Genomic DNA, 23011 nt, shown 5'->3' with positions numbered 1-23011 from the left:
TACTGTCATCTCCGCCTCAGGTTCGCGTTGACCTTACACTTGGTCGATCGGAGATCAAGCGCGGATCCCAGCCTTATCCCCGGCACTGGGGCGAGATCCGCGCCTTTCGAAATCAGAAACGGCCAGCAAGCCGTAAGCCCCAGGTACGCCCCAGCTGCCTGGTAACCAGCGTGTTCAACCCGACACCAAGCGGAGCCGGGAACCCACCTTCGGAAATCAGGATTACGTCCTGTTTGTCGGCGAGGTTGTTGACAAAGCCGACGAGGTCGAAATGCTTGCCGTAAATGCCAGCCGAGAGGTTGATAGAAGCATATGACGGCGTTGTACGAGCTGCCGAGTTCTCGCGATCGCCGAACGTACTCGAGCGATAGAGATATTCGCCGCGCGCGCGCAGCGACCAGTCGTCGCTAACCGGGACTCGCAAGGTCGCCGACAGGTTGCCAGTCCACTTGGGAGCCCCGGGCAGCCGGTTTCCGGAAAAATTCAGCGCCCCGTCGGTGTACCTGCTATATTTTGCATCGGTGTAGCCCAGTACTCCATTCACCGTCAAAATGCCGGTCGGTCGCACGGTCAGTTCCGCTTCCAACCCCTGCAGTCGGGCCGATGCGGCGTTGGTCACGATAGCTACGACAGCACCGCCACCGCCGAGGACTTGGGTAAGCTGCGGCGTCTGAATGTTGGAATAATCCTGCCGAAAGGCGTCGGCGTTGAACGTGACGCGATTGTCGAGGAACTGTGCCTTGATACCCAGTTCATAGTTCCAAAGGCTCTCGTCACCAAAACGCAGGGCTTTGAAAGTCGTGATGCGCGGCGAAGTGATGTTGTCGACGTTCCATCCACCCGACTTGAAGCCCTTCGAAGCCGTGCCATATACCATGATGTCGCGTGACGGCTGGTAGCGAAGCGTAAAGGTGGGCGAAACATCTGTCGCGCTGATCCTGTCAAACTCCTGCGGCAGGTTGGGGGCGCCGATCAGCGGAAAGCCTATCTGCTGATAATTGAGGCGCTTGGCTTCGTCGGTGTAGCGAATGCCGACAGTGGCAGTCAGCTTATCGACAAGTTCCCAATCCACACTTGCGAACGCAGCCACTGCTTCAGTGTCAGCCTCGCCAAAGGTATTGCCGACCTGCCCCCTGAGCGGTGCAAATCTGCTGTCAGGACCGAACGTACTTTGTGCGAAGTTATCGGTATCCTGGCGGAAGAGATAACCGCCGATCAAATAATTGATACGCTCGGCGAGTTTGCCGGACAAACGCACCTCTTGCGAAAACTGGGTCTGCTTGGACGCAGACTCGCTTACGACGATCGAGAGTGGGCCGACGTCGGAATCATTGGTTCTCTGGTTTTCGGCCCATCGATAAGAAGTAATTGACGTAAGGGTCGCGCCGAAGCCAGTTTCAATGTCAGCTGTTAGCGCGAGTCCTTTGGTCTTGCGCCGGGCGAGATTAGGGGTGTCGACGTTGCTTTCATAGCGTCCAGTCGGTCCACCATACCCGGCAGAAATCTCATCTACGTAGCCGTAGTTGTCCTCTTTCAGGTAGTCGGCCGACAAAACGAGCTTGACCAGATCGGAGGGTTTCCAAAGGATCTTTGCACGGCCCCCGTAGCTATCGTCGTTTGCGAAGCGCCGATTGTCGATCAGGTTACGGACGTAGCCATCCCGTTTAACCCGAAATCCGCCCACACTTACCGCAAGACTGCTGGAGAGCGGCGCTGAGATAAACCCCTGTGCTTCGAAACGGTTGAAGCTGCCGGTTGAAAGTTCGAATTGGCCGGTGGGCGTGAAGCTCGGGTTGCGCGTGACGATACTGATCGCTCCGCCAATTGCATTTTTGCCGAAGAGTGTACCTTGCGGTCCGCGAAGGAACTCGACCCGCTCGACGTCATAGAGCGGGGAGTCAAATGTGTAGCTTTTCCCTTGTACCACACCGTCGATGTAGACCCCAATTCCGCTGTCGAATCCGGGATTGTAGCGTGACTGGCTCGAGACGCCGCGCACGGTAATAGTGGCAAGTGGACCACCGCTAAATGTTACGTTGGGAACAGCAGCTGCCAGTTCCGAGACCCGCACATTGTCACGTTCGGCAATCTTGTCGGCTGAGACTGCCGAGATCGCGATCGGCACATCCTGAAGGCGCTCGGTGACCTTCCGGGCCGTGACCACGATTTCATCAGGCGCCTTGTCGTCCTGTGCATCGTCCGCTGCTGCGGGCGTATTCTGCGCGAGGGCTGCAGGCGCAGCTGAGACCATCAAAGTGACCAGGGTCGCCCAAGCAATCGATCGACGAATCATTTCGTTTCTCCCCCAAATTGGTGCAGTGAAACTGTCATTAACCGGCCAGCCGGTCAATATATGATTGTAACCTGGTTTTGACCGATATAAGCAAGGGGTCGTGTCCGGTGCGGTGGAGAATCAAGAATGGGGATCGAGTTGGGCGGGTCGCTGGGATCTCTCATCGCGAGAGCCTGTAAACGCTGGCATCCTCGCATTGCGCTTGAATGGCCGGGAGGTTCACTCACTTACGCCGAACTGGGCAATCGCATTTCTCAGTTCATCTCGGCCTTTGGCTCGCTCGGGCTCGCCCGTGGCGGGGCCCTGGCAATTATGGCGCCAAACCTTCCCGAAACCGCTATTGCCAATGCTGCAGCTATGGTTGCCGCCATCCGCGTCACGCCGGTTTCGCTCTTCATGTCCGACGAGGATCTGGCCTACATCCTTAGCGATGCCGAGATTGACGTCATACTGGTCGCACCTGAGCAGGCCGAGCGAGTAGCATTGTTGGCGATGAATCTGGACCGTGTTATCCAGGTTGCGACTCTCGGTGCAGCCCAACAAGGCATCGACCTTGTGGCGCGTGCTAATACAGCCGCCCCGTCCATACTTGAGTCAGTCGCTCAATTCGGTGATATCGCGGTGATTGCTTACACTGGGGGGACCACCGGCCGGCCAAAGGGAGTCGTCCATACCCACAGTTCGACTCTGGCAACGGTTTTGATGGCAGCAAGTGAATGGGAATGGCCGAGTCCCACGAATGTCGTAGCCGTCACTCCGGTGTCACATGCAGCGGGAATGCTATGCTACCCTGCATGGCTGAGAGGCGGAACCTTTCATCTATTACCTTCATTCGAGCCGGCGGGCTTGGCGGACTATGCGCGCAGGCACAACGTCACCGCAACTTTCCTCGTCCCGACGATGATCTACCGGTTAATCGACTTTGCAAAGGATACTGGGCTCGATCTTGGGCCGCTCGAAACGATCATATATGGCGGCGCGCCGATTGCCATTTCGCGTCTTGTTGAAGCGATCGAGATTTTCGGACCATTGTTCATGCAACTCTATGGCCAGACTGAGGCGCCAACCTGCATCGCTTATCTGGCCCGGGAACAGCATGTGCTGAGTCGTCCAGATCGATTGGGTTCCTGTGGAGTGCCGCTGGCCAGTGTGGATATCCAACTTGTTGATGCAGATGGCGCGCCCGTCCCCACTGGTGAATGCGGGGAAATATGTGTCCGTGGGGCCTTTGTGATGCAGGGCTATTGGCGGCGTGAAGCAGACACTGACGAAGCGATGCGTGATGGCTGGCTTCGAACTGGCGACGTGGGACGCTTTGATGAAGACGGCTACCTCAGCATCGTCGATCGCACTAAGGATCTGATTATCACGGGCGGCTTCAACGTCTACCCGAACGAGATTGAGCAGGTCATTGCAGGTATTCCGGGGGTTCTGGCCTGCGGCGTGGTAGGCATCGATGATCCGCATTGGGGCGAGGCCGTTACAGCATTCATCGTCCCTGTGGACTTAACCAACACGCCTGATCCTGCTGAGGTCGCGCGTGTTGTCCGGGAGCGCCGAGGTGCAGCCGCAGTTCCCAAGCGCATCGAATTCATCAAAGCCTTGCCGGTCACGCCGATCGGTAAGATCGACAAGAAAGTGCTGCGACTATGGCGACCAGAAGCAGTTGAGGCGCATTCGCAATGACCTCGACCAACGCCAAAGCAACCGTCTCTTCCCGAGCTGGCTGGTGGGCAGCTGTACTGTTCACTGTCGCCGCAATGGTTTCCTACACTGACCGCTTCATACTTTCGCTGCTCGTTGATCCAATCGAACGCGAACTTGGCATTAGCGATGCGCAGTTTAGCATCATTGTAGGTGCAGCGTTTGCGGTCTTTTATACTGCCATGGGTGTTGCCGCAGGTTGGCTGGCCGACCGCCACAACCGCAAACGCATGATCATTTTCGGAATACTGATCTGGAGCATCGCAACGATTGCGACCGGTTTCGCTCGTGATTTCGAGTCGATGGTCATCTTGCGCGTTGCTGTCGGCACAGGCGAGGCAATGCTTATGCCCGCTGCGGTATCGATGCTCGCCGATATGTTCCCACCCGAGCGGCGGAGTATGCCGCTGGCGCTGCTGATGCTCGGAATGATCGCCGGAAACGGCTTTGCCTTTCTGTTGGGCGGGGCACTGGTTGAGCTGGCTGGTCACCAGGCATTCAGCGGACTACCTGTGCTGGGTGAACTCTCTGGCTGGCGCATCGTCATGGTAATTGCTGGCACGCCTGGAATTTTCCTTGCGGCAGCGATCGTTTCCATCCGCGAACCAATGCGTGCTGTTAGCCGACCGCCCAATTCGCTGGCAGAACCGCTGGCGTGGATTTGGCGGCAAAGAAGACAGCTTGCCCCCATCTACTTTGGATGCGCAGCTCTCTCGCTCGGCGATTTCGCGCTGGTCAGTTGGGCGCCTTCGCTCATGATCCGCAGCTATGGTGTCTCGACCTCTTCGACCGGCTTCATCTTCGGTGTGCTTGCCATCCTTGCCGGATCGCTAAGCGCGCTAGCCGGGGGGGCTGCCGCCGGTCGACTGAGAGCCACAGCCAAGGGTGACCGACGACCTGCCGCGATTATTGCCGCAACGATCGTGGGACTGGCCGGTACGGGATTGCTGCTAGTTCCAAGCGCTTACGGCGTCATTGGCGCGATCTCGGTCTGGGGTTTCTCAAGCGCCTTCGCACAAACAGTTTCACTGCCCCTGTTCCAAGAGCGTCTCGTCGACGAGGTGCGCGGAATTGGCTCATCATTGGGCGGCGTGTTTAATATCATGCTCGGGCTGAGCATTGGTCCAGTCCTTGTTCCCGTTTTCAAGGACCTGGGCATGGCGCTGGCCCCGGCGTTACTCATGGCAATGGCAATTGCCGGCACGGCTGCAGCGGCGCTTTTTGCGATGCTGGTGCTCCGTCTTCCGGCCGCCACTGCCGAGCCTCGCTCTTAATGGATCTGTGCATGTCCCAACAAAAGACGATCAGCCTTCTGGACCCGGTGATTCGCCAGTTGGAGCGATTCAACGCACACGATGCCGAAGGCTTTGCCGCCTGTTTCTCATGCGATGCGCGATTTGAACAATTGACGGGTCCGCCAGTGGCTGTGGGTCGCGCGGAAATCGTACAGGTCTATAGGAGGTTGTTTGCTAGGGTCCCCAGCCTTCGGATGGAGCTCATCGGGCGGATGATCCGCGACAACTACGTCGTTGATCATGAACTTGGCGAAGGTGATCCGACGCGCGGCCCGGATGGTCGCTTTGAGACCATAGTCGCCTATCGTGTCGCTGGCGATTGCATCGATGGGGTCTGGTTTATTCGCTAGGCTGAAAAGTCGACAGGCTCGAATGGCCACATCGGCCGGGAGCGCTTGTGATAGTGACGGATGGACGACTGCTGGCTCGAAGCGACGTAGATCACACTGCGCCCCATGTCCCCGAAACCGATTCTCCACTGCTCGGACGACTTTACGGCAACGTAGCGCTTTTTCGCAGGTTCGACACCGACCGCCCGGAACATCTCGGGACCGTAGCACTGGTCCCGAATCTCGCTGACGATGATGTCGAGACCGCCAGTACTGATGCAGACGACACGCCCCAGAGGCGGCCGGGAACCCTGCAGGTTTTGGGTGACATTCTTGGCAAGCCCTGTGATTTTGCCGCGAACGTCGAGAGGCAGCCCGGATGCCTCGCCGACCTTGCCACCGACACGCAGCGAAAAATCGGCACCAAGGCCCGCTTCAAAGGCCAATCCTACTGCGAGAGGATCCCATATCGGACCAATGCATGCCGGGATCAGTGCATTATCCAACATCGCCCGGGCCAATGCCATATTGTCACCCGACGCCCCACCGCCGGGATTGTCCGAACTATCGACCAAAATTACGGGAAAAGCGGTCGCAGCCTTGGCAAGCTCGATATCGGCCGCAAAGCTTCGCTCTGGGCCGTTACCTTTCATGATCGGAGCCATCGCTTGGTATCGGCGAGCAAAGTCTTGTGCGATCGACGCTGCAGTCGGCTGGTCATTGTTGGTATAGATCAGCACTTTCGACCCCATGCGCGCTACATCGCCCGCACGAAAGCCTTGGATCAGTGAGCCGGAAAGGACTTCCCCTCGCCGCTCGCGCTCGATCAGCTCTGCGACCAAGTCCTTCATCGGTGACGACTGCGTCGCCAATCCGCCGACCATCCGGCAGTCGAACAGGCTTGAGGTCGGCCTGATCTCGCCCGCACGGACTCTCTCGAGCAAATCGAGAAGATCGCGCGCGCGCTCGACATAGTCCGTATGCGGATAATATTTGAACGCCACAATGACATCGGCAGCGCGGACCATTCGCGGCGACAAGTGAGCGTGAAGATCAAGCTCAGCCCCTAGCGCTACATCCGGGCCGACAATCGCCCGGGCACGCTCGAGAAGGTCCGCCTCGCACTCGTCCTCCCCGAAGGCAAGCATTGCGCCGTGTAAACCGAAAGCCACGATATCCACCGGCATTGCCCGTCGCAGTTGATCGAGGATCTCGTCGCGCAGCAGTTGGTAGGCTTGCGCGCTGACCGGACCACCCGGCATGGCGAAGGCACAGGTTCCCTCGATGACCTCGTAGCGTCCCTCGCGGGCACGCTCTCGAGCGGCCCAAAGCGGTCCGGTCGCCTCGGTTGCGAAATCCGGGTGCTCTCCGGGGCGCCAGAGCATCGTCGCCCGGAATGCATCCAGTCCGGTTGGCAAGGGTGAGAATGAATTCGTCTCGGTGCCGAAGGTCGCCACAAACACGCGCAACCCTCGACCCAGCAGGGTTGCACCTTTCGCCTTCGATCCAGCCATCGACAAAATGCCTCCCATCAATGTTCGACGATCAAGCATAACACGAGTCTTCGGTTTGATGTTGTTCGCAGCAAGCCGCTGCATCTCCATCTCATAGATCAACCGAACGGACAGTCAATTCTTGTTGACCGTCTCGGGTCGATCTGAAATGTTATGCTGAAAGGAACGGGAGAATTGAATCATGCGGGAGTTTGTCAAACAGCGACCTTTGCTCTGCTTCTATGCGTTGGCTATCCTGATCGCTCTCACGGCCCATGCGCTGCGCGCGATGAGCCCGACTCCGCTCGGCCCGATGTTCAAGATGCTGCAGGAGACGCACGCTCACCTCAACATTATTACCGCTGTCAGGTCTACGTTCGATTACCCGGGAGCCTATACGCTTTTGCTGTTTCCGGCCGCCCCAATGCTCGCGGCTCTGATCGTAACCGGTATCGGATACGGGCGCTCAGGATTTCGTGAACTGCTCAGCCGATGCGCCCCGTGGCGATCGCCTGTTTCCTGGCGTCAGGGCGTTACCGTCATAGCCGTGTGTTTCCTTGCGTTCTTCGCGCTCACAGGAATTATGTGGGTTCAGACATATCTCTACGCTCCGCCCGGCACGCTTGATCGCACCTTCTTGCGCTATGGGTCAGATCCGGTCGCCATTTATATGATGCTGGCAGCATCGCTGCTACTCAGCCCTGGCCCGCTGCTCGAAGAACTGGGCTGGCGCGGCTTTGCGCTGCCGCAGCTCCTCAAGAAGTTTGACCCCCTGGCCGCAGCGGTGATCCTCGGCCTCATGTGGTGGGCTTGGCATTTGCCGCGCGACTTGCCGACGCTGTTCTCCGGCGAACCTGGCGCGGCCTGGGGCGTTATCGTCAAGCAATTCGTTATCATTCCGGGGTTCATCGCCGGCACCATCATCGCTGTTTTCGTATGCAACAAGCTCGGCGGATCGATGTGGGGTGGCGTGCTCATTCACGCGATCCATAACGAACTGGGCGTAAACGTCACTGCCGAATGGGCTCCAACGGTTGCAGGGCTTGGGTGGCGCCCTTGGGATTTGGTCGAATTCGCCGTGGCCATTGGGCTCGTCCTGATTTGTGGAAGGAGCCTTGGTGCCGCATCTCCTGACAATGCGCGATTGGCTTGGGGCAACGTGCCGCCAAAGCTGCCGGGCGGAGCGACTGACAAGTCCGGCGCGAACGCGTGAGCAACATGTCCCGGTGGGTTCCGAAAACATTTCGGGATCAACCAGCGGTCTTACTGCTGGCTGCGACGGAAATGTGGGAGGCCTTTTCCTATGTCGGGCTCAGAACCGTACTGGTCTACTACCTTACGCAGGACCTGGGCTATTCGACCGAGGACGCCTCACTTATCTATGGGACGTTCCTCGGCGTAGCCTATGTAACGCCAATCCTCGGTGGGTGGATCGCCGATAGGTTTATTGGCCGTTCGGCGGCAATTGTCGGTGGCGCATTGCTGAAGATGGCCGGGTACATCGGCCTTTTGCTTGGCGCGAACGTTACGGGCTGCCTCGCCGCAATTGTCATTGGCAATGGCCTGTTTCTTCCAACTCTGCCCGCTACGCTGGGTGCTCTTTTCTCGCCGAACGACCCCGATCGCCAGCGCAGTTTCAGCTTCTACTATCTCGCAGTGAGCGCTGGTGCGCTGCTGGCACCGCTGATCTGCGGCACGCTTGGAGAGAATTTCGGCTGGCGGTACAGTTTCCTCGCTTCCGCTACCGGACTTGCAGCAGCCATCGTTATCTTTCTCGCCGGACGCCATCTTCTGCCTCCAGACCGACCTGGAGCAGCGTCCCGTCTGGTCGACGAAACGCCGGTCGCGCAGGCGAGCCAGTCCGTCATCCCGCTCCTGGCAGGTGTCCTTGCAGCAGTAATCGTCTTGCGGGTCGCTTATGAGCAACTCGGCAACACTGTCGCGCTTTTCGCCGCCAGCCAGGTCGATCGTTCGCTAGGGGCAGATATCACCATCCCTTATACCTGGTTTCAGTCGCTCAATCCGCTGGGGGTCATTCTGTTCACCCCGCTCCTCGTCTGGGGCTGGCGTAAGGCCGCCGCGAGAGGTGGCTCGCAGAACGACTATTTCAGGATGGCCATTGGTAGCTGCATCATGGCCGCGGCCTTTGTTGGGCTCGCTCTGATCATCCATCTCGGGCAACCCGGTCAGATTTTCTGGCCTGTTCTAGCAGCGTTTTTTCTGATGGTAACCTTTGGCGAGTTGTGGGTGCTTCCGGTCGGTCTCAGTCTGTTTGCGCGCTTGGCACCCGCAGGGCGAGGTGCAGTCACCATCGCGTTCTGGTATAGCGCGCGAGCCGCTGGCAATTTTCTTGCCGGATTGATGGGGCGCGCCGAACCTGCACTCGGATATGGCAACTTCTTCCTGCTTTGCGCAGTGTTTCCGCTGCTGGCAGCAACGATCTTCGTCGCGATCGGCAAGCGCTCGCGGCGAGCTACGGAAGCCGTCTGAACTCTATCCCGCTCAGATTGACGGTGTGAAATGTAAAGATTTGAGGACCAACCGCATGCAACGAAAATGCAGCGTCCGGGCCCACAAGGTCATCTGCCAGCGCAGCCGCTAAAGGCACTGCACCTGCTGGAGTATCCAACGACCATCCCTTCTGATCCCGTGACAGGGTTACGGTAATACCAAGCTCATCGCTGCGATATTGTCCGGGCCAAAACAACTTGGTTTCAGGTGCGCCAATTCCAACATATTGGTACGGTATTGGTCCACTCTCAGTCCACTGAACGACGCGCTTGATTCCACTCTGTGCGACTGCATAGCTCAGCAGAACACCTCGGCGCGCGCGGTAGATGCCGTCCTGGCGGCGCGTCACTTTCTCAGCTCGCATATTGTAGCTGACAATCGGCTCACCGTCACGGTGAGCGACGATGAGATACTGTCCATACAAGCGATCGCGATAATAGCCGTCAGGCGCGGAGCGCAGGTCGCCAACTTTCCCCAGGCGTTTCATTTCGGCAGGATCAATTGCGCGATCAAATGCTGGATCGGGCGCCCCCGGCTTCACGAGCAAAGCAATTTTGCGCGCACGCTCAGCTGGCGCGATATCGTCGCGATTGCACATCACGCTGATACCAATGCCGCTGTCCGGATACAGCACATCCATGGCGCGATTGCCTACAACCAAGCCCGAATGCGACACAACACGCTCGCTTTGCCGATCATCCACGAACAACCCACCGGCATAATCGACAGATCTGCCAGAACGCAGCTTCCCGTTCGCGAGGCGGGCCACTTTGAGTGCCTCACCGCCGGTTGTCGCCGCGAGCGATGCCCCATGCCAAAGAGCAAGATCGCCAACAGTAGTCCGCACGCCGCGGTCGCCATAGCCTTGCCAGGTCCAGGCTGCGGAGACAAAGCTACCGTTCTTGTCGATTTGATAGCCGCGCGCGTCACCTGCAATGAGACTGGTCGCATCAAGCGTTGCGCGAGTTTCCGTCATGCCCGCCGGAATGAAGAGCCGCTCCCGAGCAGCATCCGGAAATGACTTTCCGGTTAGGCGTTCCACGATTTCTGCGAGCAGGAAGTAATTGGTGTTAACGTAGGAAAAACGACGGCCAGGTGGGCCGTCGAGTCCGCGTTGCGCCTTAACGAAGGCCAGCACTTCCTCGCGGGAATGGGGTTTGCTCTCATCGTCTCCGCGTGTCCTGAATGCATCGAAATACTCGCGAATGCCGCTGGTGTGGTGCAACAAGTCCGCGACCGTGACCGAATCGTAGACCTTAGGGAGGTCAGGCAGATAGGTGCGGATAGATGCCGCCAATTTAAGTCGGCGTTCCTGTGCCAAGATCAGGATGAGAGCGGCCGTGAACTGCTTCGATGTTGACGCCAGTTCGAAGCGTGTTGCGGTTGTGATCGGCTCGCGGGTGGCTAGATCAGCAAGTCCAAAGCCGCCCTGATAGAGAACCTTGCCGCGCAGATCCACAGCATAGGCGCAGCCCGGTTGATCCGGCCGGATATCAGCAAATACCGCATCGAGCTCCTTCGGATCGACATGGGAAGTCGCCATTGGCATTGCGGCCGTCAGCGCCAGGAAAAGCTTTGTTGCAGTCATCAGATCTTGCCTCGCTCATTCGGCCAATCGAACCGCTGGATTTCCAGCGCATTTGATGGCAAAGCGATATTTCATATTCCGCCCGGTCGGTCAATCAAAGAGAGGGATTTCCTGATGCGAAAGCGTGCAATCATCCTAGGCGCAGCTGCGCTGGTGGCATCCTCTGTCGTATTCGCTCGCAATGGAGCCCCGATGCCGTCGGCACACCGCGACGCAATCGTGCTCGATACTCATATCGACACCCCTGCATTGCTGCACGTTGTCGGCTGGTCGATTATGGATCGCCACTCGCTTTCGGTAGACGGAACACAGGTTGACCTTCCGCGCATGCGAGATGGTGGGCTTGATGGTGGCTTCTTCGTCGTCTTCACCGAGCAGGGCCCGAGAACCCCGACAGGTTACACCGTGGCGCGCGATGAAGCATTGATGCGCACCCTTGAAATTCGGGACATGGTCGCGCGACACCATGAGGCCTTTGAACTTGCAACACGGGCAGACGACGCCGAGAAGATCGTCAAATCGGGCAAGCGGGCCGTCTTCATGAGTATGGAGAACAGTTATCCAATCGGCCAGGATTTGTCGTTGATGCGCACCTTCCGTGCGCTCGGTGTAACGATGATGGGCCCGGTCCACGTCGGCAACAATGATCTGGCGGACAGCTCAAATCCCGACAATGGGCCGGAATGGCATGGCCTGTCTCCGCTTGGGCGCCAGTGGGTAGCCGAGGCCAATCGACTCGGCATCCTGATCGATGCTTCACACGCTTCTCCGGAGGCACTGGATGATATTCTTGCGCTTTCCAGCGCGCCCATCATCTTGTCCCACAGCAGTCTCAAAAGCCTTGCTGACAATCCTCGAAACATCGACGACACGAGGCTGCGAGCGCTTGCCGCGAAGGGCGGTGTCATTCAGATCAATGCCGTGTCGAGCCATCTCGGCGTGCCCAACAGTCCTGGACGCGCACCGGCCCGCGCTTTGCTCGGGCAACCGGTCGCCACCATCGCCGAGCTTCGCGCGCAGCGCGCCACTGTGCTCAAGATCGAACGTGAAAATCCGGCGCCGCGCGCCGATCTGGATCTTCTGGTCGCTCAGATCCGCTACGCTGTCGCGCTTGTCGGTATCGATCATGTCGGTTTGTCGGGTGATTTCGATGGTGGTGGCGGTATCGATGGCTTCGACGAAGCGAGTGACTATCCACGGATAAGCCAGCGCTTGCTGGCGGCCGGCTTCACGACGGAAGATCTCCGCAAGTTCTGGGGAGGAAACGTGCTGCGGGTCCTGCGCGAAGCGCAGGCTCGGGCCGAGCCAACTGCAGTTGCTGGACTGCGATGATGCAATCACTGGAGTGCAGCCTGCTGTTCCGCGGCGGCCTCGTCATCGACGGCACCGGAACGCGCGGCGTGATCCAGGATGTGGCAGTCGAAAACGGGGTAATCGTTGCGACCGGAGACCTTTCTCGATGGCGTTCGCGCGAGACAATCGACATAGCAGGCCGAGCGCTTTGTCCTGGCTTCATCGACGCACATACTCATGACGATCACTTCGTGTTCGCCGACCCTTCGGCGCTTCCCCGGGTCAGCCAGGGGGTAACCACGGTCGTCGTTGGAAATTGCGGCGTGAGTCTCGCCCCTTTCGTCGCCTCCGGAGAGCTCCATTCCCCCTTCGCAGAAGTCGCCGCCAAGGCTGACTTCCGCTTTGCACGTTTCCGCGATTATCTCGACGCACTGGAAGGCGCACCACCCGCGGTCAACGTCGCCGCGCTTGTCGGTCATACCACCCTTCGCGCCGCGACGATGGACAGGCTCGATCGTCCTGCAACCGCCAGTGAGCGCATGGCGATGCGCTCACTAGCCGCTGAGGCCATGGCCGCCGGGGCGATTGGTATATCCTCAGGGCTCTTCTATCCGCCTGCCAGGGCTGCGCCGATGGAAGAGGTGATGGCAATTGCGGAGGTTGTCTCCGAGTACGGCGGTATCTATGCGACCCACTTGCGCGATGAGGCTGGTGCCATCGATGCCGCAATTGATGAGGCGCTCCTTATCGCCGAACGTGCGGAAATGCCGCTGATCATTTCGCATCACAAGCTCATGGGCGAGGCCAATTTCGGCCGGGCGCCTGAAACGCTGCGCAGGATTGTCCAGGCGTCAACTCGGCAGGAAGTTGCGTTTGATGTCTACCCTTACGTTGCGGCTGCGAGTTCGTTCAATCTTGACCTTTACCGCCTCTCGAAGCGCGTTCTGATCACGTGGAGTGCCGCTAAGCCTGATGCTGCAGGCCGAGAACTTGATGAAGTCGCAGCCGAACTAGGTATCAGCGGCGAGGCGGCGCTGACCGCACTGGCGCCGGGCGGCGCGGTTTACTTCTGCATGGACGAGAATGACCTGCGCCACATCCTTGCCTCCCCTGACGCGATGATCGGTTCGGACGGGACTACCACCAGTATTCGTCCTCACCCTCGACTGTGGGGGACGTTCACGCGAGTTCTCGGACGTTACGCGCGCGAGGAGGGGCTATTTCCTTTCGAGGAAGCGATCCGCCGAATGACAAGCTTGCCAGCGCGACGGTTTCGAATGGCCGGGCGCGGCGTGATTGCCGCCGGCGCCGTGGCAGATCTGGTTGTGCTGGATCCGGCTACAGTTGCCGACGCCGCCGACTTCGAAAACCCGGTCCAGCCGAGCAGAGGGGTCGAGAGCGTCTATGTTGGTGGGTTGCCTGTCTATTGCCACGGGCAAGCGACTGGTGCGCGGCCGGGTCGCGTGATAAGGGGGGCGCAGAGGCGCCTCAAGTAAGACCGGGCCTTGATCATCTTCCATGCTCTGAACTGCACCGAGCTGATCAGTGGTAGCAGGTGGTCACCCAAAGATCCACGGCGCAGCATTTCTGTCGGGACATCATTACTGGTCTCTGGCAGTCCGCGTGCGCCGTTAAACGCCGGTCCTGCGAGCAAGGCGCAAGTCAGATCATCCATTGACCGACCGTTCGATTAATGGGATAGCGCGACTCATGGCGAAGGATATCGCATCAGCGCTTGACTGCAGTGAGGACAGCTAGGTGGAGTTCGATTTTTCCGAAGATTACCGGCTCCTTGCCGACCAGTTGCGGCGCGCTCTCGACGTAGCTGCACCACTGGAGGCAGCGCGGAAAACTGTCGACAGCGGCCAAATTAACCAGTCTGCCTGGAAACTGCTCGGCGAGTTGGGAATCCTGGCCAGCGGCATATCGGCGGATTTTGGTGGCCACGACCTCGGGCCGGTCCCGATTTGCCTGGCTGCAGGAGCAATTGGATGGTCGGTGGCTGCAGTGCCGACCGCGTCATTGTATTACGCCACCCCGTTGATCCAGTCGTGCGGGTCGCCCGAGCAACGGGCTCGCTGGCTGCCTGTACTCGCTAGCGGAGCAGCGACAGCCTGCGTAGCGACAGATACAACGCTCGCTACCCTGGGCGATCGCATTTCAGGTGCTATTTCGCCTGTTTCTGGCGGTAGCGATGCATCAGTCGCCATTGTCCAGGCCGACAATCAGCTGTGGCTTGTCGACCTGGGCGCAAACTCCGTCGAGCGGGAGGCGTTAGAGAGCCTGGATCCGGGTCGCCCCCTCTGCCGCATCACATTTCGGAATACTCCAGCCACTCCCATGGCCGACGACACTTCCGATTTCGCGCTCAACCACGCAGTTGTATGCGTTGCCTTCGAACAGATTGGTGGAGCCTCCCGAGCTCTCGATGGGGCGATTGCTTATGCGCGCGAACGCCAGGCTTTCGGCCAATGCATTGGTTCATACCAAGCCATCAAGCACAAGCTGGCCGACATCTGGACCAAGATTGAGATCGCACGCGCGCATGCAATGTATGCTGCGTGGTCGCTTGGTGCCCGGGCAAGCGACTTGCCGCTCGCTGCTGCCGCGGCTCGTGCTGCTGCGACCGAAGCCTATCTGTTTGCCGCGCAAGAAACGCTACAGGTCCATGGCGGCTACGGCTTCACTTTCGAAGCAGACTCACACTTATTCTACCGTCGGGCCCGAGCGCTTGCGGCCAGCCACGGACCTGCCTTCGAGTGGCGGTCGCGTTTGGCCGCTAGGCTGATCGCCGGCGAGACCGCGCTGCATTAAAAGGCCAGCAGATGGACTTCGCAGATTCTCCCGCCGATGCCCAGTTCCGCGCTCATGCGCGGGAGTGGCTTGCCGTACATGCACCGGTAACGCGCGGTCGGGGGCGGGTTTCCTGGTCTGATGACGCAACACTCGTTGCTGCAGCCCGGGAATGGCAAAGCAAGAAGGCCGCTGCCGGTTACGCCGCTGTCGCACTGCCACGCGAGTTTGGCGGAGGTGGCGGGACAGCCACTCAGCAGGTGATCTTCCGGCAGGAAGAAGAGCGATACGACGTCCCATTTGGCGTCTATGAAATTGGACTCGGTATGTGCGTGCCGACCTTACTCGCACTTGGGAGCGATCTGGTCAAAGAGCGGTTCATTGCCCGCGCGATCAATGGTGACGAGATTTGGTGTCAGCTATTCTCGGAACCTGCCGCCGGCTCTGATCTTGCTGCCTTGCGAACGAAGGCCGTGAAGGCTGGAGACCACTGGGTTGTCGAGGGTCAGAAGGTTTGGACCACCGGAGCACAGTTCTCTGACTATGGCCTTGTGCTTGCAAGGACCGATCCCGGCGCGACCAAACATGCCGGGCTGACGCTCTTCATTGTCGACATGCGCGCGCCCGGCGTCGAGGTCCGACCAATCCGGCAGCTCGATGGTGGCGCCGAGTTCAACGAAGTTTTCCTGTCCAGTGTTGTAATCCCGGACGAGTTTCGTTTGACCGCGCCAGGCGGCGGCTGGGCAGGAGCAATGACGACGCTCATGTTCGAGCGACTCAATGTCGGTGCGAATATCGGGCTGATCGATTCATCGACATTGATCGATCTCAGCGGGCGCCTCGAAACATCAACCGGACGCGCAAGCGACGATCCCCTTGTTCGCGACATGATTGCCCAAGCATACTTGAATGATCGCGGACTCAAGCTGCTCACCTACCGAACCTTGACGTACCTAGGTCGCGGCCAGCTGCCCGGGCCAGAGCAATCGATCACCAAGCTAGTGATAGCCAGCCAGGCGCAGTTGATTGCCAACTTGCTGCTTGACCTGCGCGGACAGGAAGGAGCGCTTGCCGGGGACGCCCTGGGCAAAGGCTGGGAGGCTGTTGAGAGGTCCTGGAGTTTTGGCGCGGCCATGCGGATTGCGGGTGGTACGGACGAGATCTTACGCAACGTGATTGCAGAGCGTGTGCTGGGTCTGCCGGCGGCCAAGCGCGACGATACCGCTCGCCCGTTCAATGAGAATCCGGCGTGATCACGCACACCAGAGGGGCGCAAGCTCGACCGGCCGATTGCTTCGGCGCGCCGGCAGCCAGCGATTCCGCACCCCGGAACAGTTCCCATCCCAAATTCATCGCAATTGCCGGTCGCAGCCACGTCTTGCAGCGGGGCCGTTTTGTCGGACTGTGTAAGAGTGACCTCATGTGGAGGCCGTTGCCAGCATTCGACTGCGGGCCACGCGCGGCGAGGGCCAAGTGGGGCGAAATACCTGATCGTCTCGGCAGGCGCGCCGGCGCTTGCACCGTTCGTTGCACGGACTGAAGCGGGGCAAAGGAGCGGCCTTTCAAAATCGCCACGGTGGCTAAAAATTCTTTATCCGAAGGGAATACTGATGACTGATACACTTCGCTATGATGGACGGGTTGCCATTGTCACTGGCGCTGGCGGCGGCTTGGGGCGGGCACATGCCCTAATGCTCGCCAGCAGAGGCGCGCGCGTCCTTGTCAACGACCTCGGATCGTCGGCGGCCGGCGCTGGGGCTGACTCTGGACCAGCGGCTAAGGTTGTCGAGGAGATCCGCGCGGCCGGCGGCGAAGCGGTAGCTAACACGGACTCGGTCATCGATGGTTCCAGGCTGGTCGAAGCAGCGCTCGATCATTTCGGGCAGGTCGACATCATCGTCAACAACGCCGGGTTTCTGCGTGACGTCGGCTTTCACAAGATGACCGAACAGGACTGGAGCGATCTCTATGACGTCCATATGCTGGGAGCATTCCGGATCGTTCATGCCGCCTGGCCGCGGCTGCGCAACCAGAGCTACGGCCGGATCATCAATACTTCTTCGGCCGCTGGGATTTATGGCAACTTCGGCCAGGTCAATTATGGCACTTTCAAGCTTGCGCTCCACGGTTTCACCCAAGCCCTCGCGGTTGAAGGACGCGCCCGCAACATTCATGTCAACTCGATTGCACCGGCGGCGGATTCGCGCCTGACCCGAACAGTCATGACACCTGAACAGCTCGCTCCGATGCGCGCAGAACTTGTCAGTCCGCTTGTCGGTTGGCTGACCCACGAGACCTGCAGCGAGACTGGCGGCCTGTTCGAAGTCGGCGGCGGCTGGGTGAGCAAGCTGCGCTGGCAACGCAGCCGAGGCGAACGAATCGGAGGCGGTGAAGATTTCGCCCCGGAACAGGTTCGCGACGCATGGCCGACGATTATTGATTTCGCTGACGCAGAGGCACCAGGTGACTTTGCCGAGGGGATGGCACCATTCCAGAAGATTATGGAAGGCGCATGAGCAAAGGGTATGCGATCGCGCTCGAGGTCGAACGCGACGGACCGATCGCGATCGCACGCCTTGCATCGCCAGAGCGGGGCAATTCGCTTGGACCGGCTGACCTAGGTCGCATCACCGACCTGATCAACCATCTGGCCGCAACCGAGGGTGTCGGGGTCATTGTTCTGACCGGGAAGGACGGAATCTTTTCGGCTGGAGCTGCGCTCGATGTTCTGGCCGACAGCCCTGCCGATGAACTGGCCGCAATCGTCGCAAACCAAACCGGACGGCTAGCGGCGGCGATTGCCGAATCTCCGGTCGCCATCGTCGCTGTTGTTGACGGTGCGGCTGCAGGTTCGGGCGCCGGAATCGCCTTGCTCGCGGATATCATGGTCATGTCTTCCAGCGCACGGCTGCTCTTTCCGTTCGCTCGGCTGGGTCTGGTTCCTGACACGGGCATCAACCGCAGCCTGATCGCGGCAGTGGGTGCGGCGCGGGCACGCGCCCTGCTGATGACTGGAGGCTCGCTGTCTGCTGAGCAATGCCTTAGCCTGGGTCTAGCGGAAACTGTCGTACCCGCCGATGGACTTGCCGATGCAGTGCAGAAACTGGCGATCAAGCTGGCGGGGGTTCCGCGCGGAACGCATGGCGCCATCAGATCCTTGTTGGCTTCCAGCGAGGCGGAAGCAGGACTAATAGCCGAGGCCCAGGCTCAAGCTGACAGGATGCGCGATCCGATCACTCAAGCAGCTCTGACCTCTGCACTCGCCCTTCTCAGGGGCTCCTGAGCTCGGTGCTGCAATCTATCGGGCAGCCGCTGCAGCGACGAATGCGTCAAACAGGCAGCGATCAGCTTCCGAAATGTGAAATTCCGGGTGCCACTGGGTAGCTATCCAGAAATATCGATCCCGTCGCTCGATCGCTTCGACAACGCCGTCAGGAGCAACTGCGGCTGCACTCGCTTCGACCCCTGCCTCGGTAACCCCCTGCGAATGCAGACTGTTTACCGGCAGACGGTCGCGACCAACGATTTCGCGAAAACGGCTCCCCGGCGTGACGATAACTTCATGCGCCGCCTCTTCATAGGGCGCCGCATCGCGATGCATGTGCCATTCGGGACGCACCGACTTGAGTGAAGGAACGATTGTGCCGCCAGCGGCGACATTCATGACCTGGAACCCACCGCAGATACCGAGCAGAGGTAGATCGCGCTCCGTCACGCGCTGCACTAGAGCCAATTCAAACCGAGTCCGCGCGACTTTCTCCGCTGGTTCCTGATTAACATTTGAGGGATCGATAAGCTGGGGGTGGGGAAACTGATACCCACCGCCGGAAATGAGCACGCCGTCCAGCACACCGAGATAGTCATCGATGAGCTCGGCCTCGTGCGGGAGCATCACCGGCAGGGCGCCAGCGCCCGACAGGGCTGCCATCATGGCCTGGTTGGCGAAATAATGAAGTTGCCGCGCATCACTTCGCAATTCGACATCAGCCGTGACACCGACGAGTGGTCTGCGCATCAGGCCGTACCCGCAATTGCTCGGTCGATCGCCGACGCAAGCTTGTCAACGATTTCGCCCACTTGCGCTTCGGTGATGATGAACGGGGGAGCAAGCAAGATGTGGTCACCCTGAGTACCATCCACTGTCCCGAACCCCGGATAGCACAGCAGACCGCTGTCCATCGCCGCGCTCTGGATTGCGTTCCAAACCATTCGCTCAGGGGCGAATGGCTCCTTACTCTCCCGATCGGCGACAAGTTCAATTCCGAGTAGCAGCCCCCGCCCGCGCACATCGCCGATATGGGGATGCTGGTTGAACTTGTCGTTCAAGGAATCCCGCAGGAGTTCGCCCTGGCGGCGCACATCGGCGAGAAGGTCCTGCTCTTCGATTTCCTGCAGTACAGCGAGGCCTGCCGCGGCGGCGGTCGCGTGACAGTTATAGGTATGGCCATGGAAAAAGAACCCTCGACCTCCAGCTAAGGTTGCCACGATCCGGTCGCTGACAAGGATTGCGCTAAGCGGCTGATAGCCGGCACCAAGGCCTTTCGCGACAACGGCGATGTCAGGGACCACCCCATCCTGTTCGCATGCAAGGTAGGTTCCGCAGCGTCCGGCGCCTGCCAGGATTTCATCGAGAATGAGCAGGACACCATACTTTTGGCAGACCGCCTGGATCGCCTGGAAATAGCCCGAAACCGGCGGAATACATCCCGCAGTGGCGCCGACGACAGTTTCCGCAACGAATCCGGCGACGTTTTCCGGACCAAGTTGAATGATGGCGTCTTCGAGCTCGTCTGCGAGCCGGCGGACATATTCGGCTTCAGTTTCCCCGCTGCTCTGCTCACGGTAGGCATAGCAAGGCGAGACAAAATGATGCGGGGGTAGAAAGCCCTCGAAGAGCGATCTGCGGATGAGGTTCCCGCTAACGCCGAGTGCTCCAATCGTACATCCATGATAGCTCTGACGCCGGGAAATGAAGCGGGTTCGACCGGGTTCACCGTTTTCATTATGAAACTGCAGCGCAAGCTTGAGCGCGCCATCCATCGATTCTGATCCGCCTGAACCGGGATATACCCAGTCGAGCCCGGCCGGCGTCGCGGCAACCAGCGCTTCGGCGAAACGTTCGACCGCATCCGTGGTGAAGTACGCGTTATAGAGATAGGGCATGGTATGCGCCTGGGCGGCAATAGCATCCGCCACCCGGGTGGCGCTGTGGCCTAGGCACGAGACCCCAGCCCCCGACGCGGCATCGAGATAGCGCCGGCCGGCAGCATCGATGACATAGGGTCCATCACCTCCAACGGCGACAGGGTATTCACGGCCAAGCAGTCGGCGCATTACATTGGTCATACCGAGACCTCCCTACCCACCAGTCGATCCGGCAGGACCTGATCCGGTGTCAAACCAAAAGCTGCAAGGCCTTCCGGCCATGACCCTCCCGTTACGAGCGCAGACACAATCGCTGCCATTGCCGGCGCTGTCTGCAAGCCGTATCCGCCTTGCCCCGCCAGCCAGAAGAACCCATCGGCGTCGGGCGCGAACCCGGCCGTTGGGACACGGTCAGAGACGAAAGAGCGCAGCCCTGCCCAGCGATGCTGGATCCGCGGCACTGTCATCGTCGTATATTCCTCGACCTTCCACGCTGCCAACGCCAGGTCATATTCCTCAGGCTGAGCGTCGGTGGGAGGACTATCGACTTCGTCTACTGGCGACGCCAGAATCCGCCCGGATTCCGGGATCATGTAGAAGTCGTCGACTGCGGCCTTGACGAATGGCCACTCGCTGGCGTCGATCCCGTTCGGGGGGTCGAACATAATCACCGTGCGCCGCTTTGGCTCAAGACCAAGGGGCCGCACGCCTGCCAGCCCGGCCACATGATCCGCCCAAGCTCCGGCCGCATTGATTAGCACTGGCGCAGCATATTGCTGACCGCGTTCGGTTGTCACCTGCCACAACCCTGCCTTGTAATCGATACACACGACACGGGATCCGGTAACGGTTTCACCATTGCCATGCTTGATCCTTCGGGCATAGGCTTGCAGCAATCGATCGGCATCGAGCCTGCGACCGCCGTAATCGACCACTCCTTCGACGATGTCGTCTCCGCCAGTCTTCAGTACTGGCACCATTGCCTGCATGACTTTTTCGTCAACCCGCTCGATCGTATCGGTGAACAGCCGCATCTCGGTTTCGAGCCCAGCCAGCGCCTCCACCATTGTTGGGCGAGCCACGAACAGCGCTGGTGTCGGTCTGCAAAATGGTTGGTCCGAGAAATCGCCTGGCGGTTGCTCGAAAAACTCCCGACTATAGGCGGTCATGGCGCGCACTGCATGGTTGCCAATGCCAAAATGGTAGTATGTCGCGCTACGCCCGGAAGAATGATAACCCACCGCCTGTTCAGCTTCGAGCACCACCACGCGCGCGTAACTTGCCAGAGCCGCGGCAGCTGACATGCCGGCGATCCCGCCCCCGATTACTAGCACATCCGCACAGTTCATGTCGCACTCGCAGGCCCGCGGCCATACCGTTGCATCACTTCGACAAGCTTGTCGTTCGGCAGTGCATGCACAGTTGTTCCATCGGCGCCGGTCATCGAGTCCGACATGGTCATGGAATTGATGATTGCCTCTTCGACCGCTTCTGAGGCAGCGCGAAAGAGCGGGTTCATGGCCTCATTTGGCAGCATGCGAAGGCCTTCTGCGATCGCGACATCATTGAAGGGCACGCGATTTCCGGTTGAGAAGGCGATTATGAAGTCGCCCGATCTATTTGATCCGAACCCACCGACTCGGCCCAAGCCAATGCCGCCGCGGCGTGCCAGTCTCGCACATTGCGGCGGCAACAGCGGCGCATCTGTTGCGAGTATGATCACGATCGAGCCCTGATCGCGCCGCTGGGGACTATCCACGACCTCATAGCCGAGATGCCGACCGACCGGGACACCATCGACGGTAAGCTCGGACCGATTACCAAAATTCGATTGAACAAGAGCGCCGACGGTAAAGCTACCGCAGGGGGTGGCCGCTACTCTTGATGAAGTCCCAATCCCGCTTTTGAATTCGAAAGTCATCATGCCCGTGCCGCCACCAATTGAACCTTCGGCGACCGGTCCGCCAGTGGCAGCATCGAGCGCTGCCACGACGTCTGCCCGGATAATCGGCCCTTCCCAACCGTCATTGAGCACGCCATCGAAGGTTTCGCCGGCCATCGGTTGGTGCCATCGGTCATCAATGCCGTTCTGCTTGGGATGAGCCAACAGCGTGTCACGCAGGACCCCAATCGAAAAAGCCGAGCTCATGCAGATTGGTGAGGTGAGAACGCCGGTTTCAGCAATCCAATGGCTGCCGGTAACTTCGCCGAAGCCATTGAAGGAATGGAAGCCAGCAAAGACCGATTCCTGCCAGTAGGGCACGCGCAGCGGATGGATGGCAGTGACACCGGTCCGCAAGATACGCGGCGAGTCTGCAATCCGCGTTACTTGCCCAACTCGGACCCCGGCAATATCGGTTATCGCATTTAGCGGCCCCGTCGGCAGCTGCCCGATCGTCAGCCCGAGGTCGCGATATCTGCATTGTGTCATTCGGATTACCATTTGCCCCACAGAAAACTGACTGATCAAAACATGGACTATGAATTAACCGTCCGGACGGATAATGCAACCGGAATCGCTGATCCTTGACTGCCGGGTCCGCTCTTTGACCCGATCGCGCTTGTCT

18 protein-coding genes are annotated in these 23011 nt (G+C 59.4%); 11 read left to right on the top strand and 7 right to left on the bottom strand.

The window, feature by feature from the left end; translation table 11 throughout:
* Positions 1-112: 112 nt before the first annotated feature.
* The gene (locus SC1_RS21075) at positions 113-2293 is read right to left on the bottom strand and encodes a TonB-dependent receptor (RefSeq protein ID WP_062186677.1); all 2181 of its coding nucleotides are present in this window, start codon (positions 2291-2293) and stop codon (positions 113-115) included.
* A gap of 126 nt (positions 2294-2419) precedes the next feature.
* On the opposite strand from SC1_RS21075, the gene SC1_RS21070 reads away from it, so the two are divergent.
* Genes SC1_RS21070 through SC1_RS21685 form a run of 3 tightly spaced genes read left to right on the top strand, consistent with a single transcriptional unit; the run spans position 2420 to position 5642 of the window.
* Entirely contained in the window at positions 2420-3979 is a 1560-nt protein-coding gene (locus tag SC1_RS21070; RefSeq protein ID WP_062186675.1) for an AMP-binding protein, read from the top strand.
* Positions 3976-5271, top strand: a complete 1296-nt coding sequence (locus tag SC1_RS21065; RefSeq protein WP_062186673.1) for an MFS transporter — start codon at positions 3976-3978, stop codon at positions 5269-5271. The genes SC1_RS21070 and SC1_RS21065 overlap by 4 nt, the downstream gene beginning before the upstream one ends.
* Positions 5272-5282: 11 nt before the next feature.
* A complete protein-coding gene (locus SC1_RS21685; protein WP_193749245.1) occupies positions 5283-5642 on the top strand; it encodes a nuclear transport factor 2 family protein in 360 nt (119 codons plus the stop codon).
* Here the strand turns inward: SC1_RS21685 and mlrC are convergent.
* Positions 5639-7237, bottom strand: coding sequence for a microcystinase MlrC (gene mlrC / locus SC1_RS21060; protein WP_062186671.1), 1599 nt, complete (start codon positions 7235-7237; stop codon positions 5639-5641). The genes SC1_RS21685 and mlrC overlap by 4 nt on opposite strands.
* A 79-nt stretch (positions 7238-7316) precedes the next feature.
* Between mlrC and SC1_RS21055 the strand changes: the two genes are divergently transcribed.
* Both SC1_RS21055 and SC1_RS21050 read left to right on the top strand, forming a co-directional pair.
* The gene (locus SC1_RS21055) at positions 7317-8327 is read left to right on the top strand and encodes a CPBP family intramembrane glutamic endopeptidase (RefSeq protein WP_062186669.1); all 1011 of its coding nucleotides are present in this window, start codon (positions 7317-7319) and stop codon (positions 8325-8327) included.
* A 5-nt stretch (positions 8328-8332) separates the two neighbouring features.
* Positions 8333-9604 carry a peptide MFS transporter gene (locus tag SC1_RS21050; RefSeq protein ID WP_062187111.1) on the top strand — a complete coding sequence of 424 codons (1272 nt, stop codon included), beginning with the start codon at positions 8333-8335 and terminating at the stop codon, positions 9602-9604.
* Here SC1_RS21050 and SC1_RS21045 read toward each other — a convergent pair.
* Positions 9588-11213: a serine hydrolase gene (locus SC1_RS21045; protein WP_062186667.1), complete on the bottom strand. Its 1626-nt coding sequence runs from the start codon at positions 11211-11213 to the stop codon at positions 9588-9590. The genes SC1_RS21050 and SC1_RS21045 overlap by 17 nt on opposite strands.
* Before the next feature lie 192 nt (positions 11214-11405).
* On the opposite strand from SC1_RS21045, the gene SC1_RS21040 reads away from it, so the two are divergent.
* The 6 genes from SC1_RS21040 (at position 11406) to SC1_RS21010 (ending at position 18582) form a co-directional block, all read left to right on the top strand.
* On the top strand, positions 11406-12545 hold the full coding sequence (locus SC1_RS21040; RefSeq protein ID WP_238586800.1) for a dipeptidase: 1140 nt from the start codon (positions 11406-11408) through the stop codon (positions 12543-12545).
* Positions 12545-14002 carry an amidohydrolase family protein gene (locus SC1_RS21035; RefSeq protein WP_193749244.1) on the top strand — a complete coding sequence of 486 codons (1458 nt, stop codon included), beginning with the start codon at positions 12545-12547 and terminating at the stop codon, positions 14000-14002. Before SC1_RS21040 ends, SC1_RS21035 begins: the two co-directional genes overlap by 1 nt.
* A gap of 262 nt (positions 14003-14264) precedes the next feature.
* Positions 14265-15320: an acyl-CoA dehydrogenase family protein gene (locus tag SC1_RS21680; protein WP_083436037.1), complete on the top strand. Its 1056-nt coding sequence runs from the start codon at positions 14265-14267 to the stop codon at positions 15318-15320.
* Positions 15321-15331: 11 nt separating this feature from the next.
* Positions 15332-16552: an acyl-CoA dehydrogenase family protein gene (locus SC1_RS21020; protein WP_062186656.1), complete on the top strand. Its 1221-nt coding sequence runs from the start codon at positions 15332-15334 to the stop codon at positions 16550-16552.
* 357 nt (positions 16553-16909) lie between these two features.
* Positions 16910-17815, top strand: coding sequence for an SDR family oxidoreductase (locus SC1_RS21015; RefSeq protein WP_062186655.1), 906 nt, complete (start codon positions 16910-16912; stop codon positions 17813-17815).
* The gene (locus tag SC1_RS21010) at positions 17812-18582 is read left to right on the top strand and encodes an enoyl-CoA hydratase/isomerase family protein (protein WP_062186654.1); all 771 of its coding nucleotides are present in this window, start codon (positions 17812-17814) and stop codon (positions 18580-18582) included. Before SC1_RS21015 ends, SC1_RS21010 begins: the two co-directional genes overlap by 4 nt.
* A 15-nt stretch (positions 18583-18597) precedes the next feature.
* On the opposite strand, the gene SC1_RS21005 is transcribed toward SC1_RS21010, so the two are convergent.
* The 4 genes from SC1_RS21005 to SC1_RS20990 are packed head-to-tail and all read right to left on the bottom strand — an operon-like array spanning position 18598 to position 22875.
* Entirely contained in the window at positions 18598-19314 is a 717-nt protein-coding gene (locus SC1_RS21005; RefSeq protein WP_062186653.1) for a gamma-glutamyl-gamma-aminobutyrate hydrolase family protein, read from the bottom strand.
* Positions 19314-20645, bottom strand: coding sequence for an aspartate aminotransferase family protein (locus SC1_RS21000; protein ID WP_062186652.1), 1332 nt, complete (start codon positions 20643-20645; stop codon positions 19314-19316). The genes SC1_RS21005 and SC1_RS21000 overlap by 1 nt, the downstream gene beginning before the upstream one ends.
* Positions 20642-21793 carry an FAD-binding oxidoreductase gene (locus SC1_RS20995; protein WP_062186651.1) on the bottom strand — a complete coding sequence of 384 codons (1152 nt, stop codon included), beginning with the start codon at positions 21791-21793 and terminating at the stop codon, positions 20642-20644. Before SC1_RS20995 ends, SC1_RS21000 begins: the two co-directional genes overlap by 4 nt.
* The gene (locus tag SC1_RS20990; protein ID WP_062186650.1) at positions 21790-22875 is read right to left on the bottom strand and encodes a P1 family peptidase; all 1086 of its coding nucleotides are present in this window, start codon (positions 22873-22875) and stop codon (positions 21790-21792) included. Before SC1_RS20990 ends, SC1_RS20995 begins: the two co-directional genes overlap by 4 nt.
* Positions 22876-23011 lie beyond the last annotated feature (136 nt).

This window comes from Sphingopyxis sp. C-1 (assembly GCF_001047015.1).
Taxonomy (GTDB): domain Bacteria; phylum Pseudomonadota; class Alphaproteobacteria; order Sphingomonadales; family Sphingomonadaceae; genus Sphingopyxis.
This window is presented reverse-complemented; position numbering and strand designations above follow the sequence as displayed.

Excerpts from the sequence above, each read along its gene's own strand:
- SC1_RS21075 (WP_062186677.1), bottom strand. The coding sequence starts at position 2,293 with ATGATTCGTCGATCGATTGCTTGGGCGACCCTGGTCACTTTGATGGTC.
- SC1_RS21070 (WP_062186675.1), top strand. The coding sequence starts at position 2,420 with ATGGGGATCGAGTTGGGCGGGTCGCTGGGATCTCTCATCGCGAGAGCC.
- SC1_RS21065 (WP_062186673.1), top strand. The coding sequence starts at position 3,976 with ATGACCTCGACCAACGCCAAAGCAACCGTCTCTTCCCGAGCTGGCTGG.
- SC1_RS21685 (WP_193749245.1), top strand. The coding sequence starts at position 5,283 with ATGTCCCAACAAAAGACGATCAGCCTTCTGGACCCGGTGATTCGCCAG.
- SC1_RS21055 (WP_062186669.1), top strand. The coding sequence starts at position 7,317 with ATGCGGGAGTTTGTCAAACAGCGACCTTTGCTCTGCTTCTATGCGTTG.
- SC1_RS21050 (WP_062187111.1), top strand. The coding sequence starts at position 8,333 with ATGTCCCGGTGGGTTCCGAAAACATTTCGGGATCAACCAGCGGTCTTA.
- SC1_RS21045 (WP_062186667.1), bottom strand. The coding sequence starts at position 11,213 with ATGACTGCAACAAAGCTTTTCCTGGCGCTGACGGCCGCAATGCCAATG.
- SC1_RS21040 (WP_238586800.1), top strand. The coding sequence starts at position 11,406 with ATGCCGTCGGCACACCGCGACGCAATCGTGCTCGATACTCATATCGAC.
- SC1_RS21035 (WP_193749244.1), top strand. The coding sequence starts at position 12,545 with ATGCAATCACTGGAGTGCAGCCTGCTGTTCCGCGGCGGCCTCGTCATC.
- SC1_RS21020 (WP_062186656.1), top strand. The coding sequence starts at position 15,332 with ATGGACTTCGCAGATTCTCCCGCCGATGCCCAGTTCCGCGCTCATGCG.
- SC1_RS21015 (WP_062186655.1), top strand. The coding sequence starts at position 16,910 with ATGACTGATACACTTCGCTATGATGGACGGGTTGCCATTGTCACTGGC.
- SC1_RS21010 (WP_062186654.1), top strand. The coding sequence starts at position 17,812 with ATGAGCAAAGGGTATGCGATCGCGCTCGAGGTCGAACGCGACGGACCG.
- SC1_RS21005 (WP_062186653.1), bottom strand. The coding sequence starts at position 19,314 with ATGCGCAGACCACTCGTCGGTGTCACGGCTGATGTCGAATTGCGAAGT.
- SC1_RS21000 (WP_062186652.1), bottom strand. The coding sequence starts at position 20,645 with ATGACCAATGTAATGCGCCGACTGCTTGGCCGTGAATACCCTGTCGCC.
- SC1_RS20995 (WP_062186651.1), bottom strand. The coding sequence starts at position 21,793 with ATGAACTGTGCGGATGTGCTAGTAATCGGGGGCGGGATCGCCGGCATG.
- SC1_RS20990 (WP_062186650.1), bottom strand. The coding sequence starts at position 22,875 with ATGACACAATGCAGATATCGCGACCTCGGGCTGACGATCGGGCAGCTG.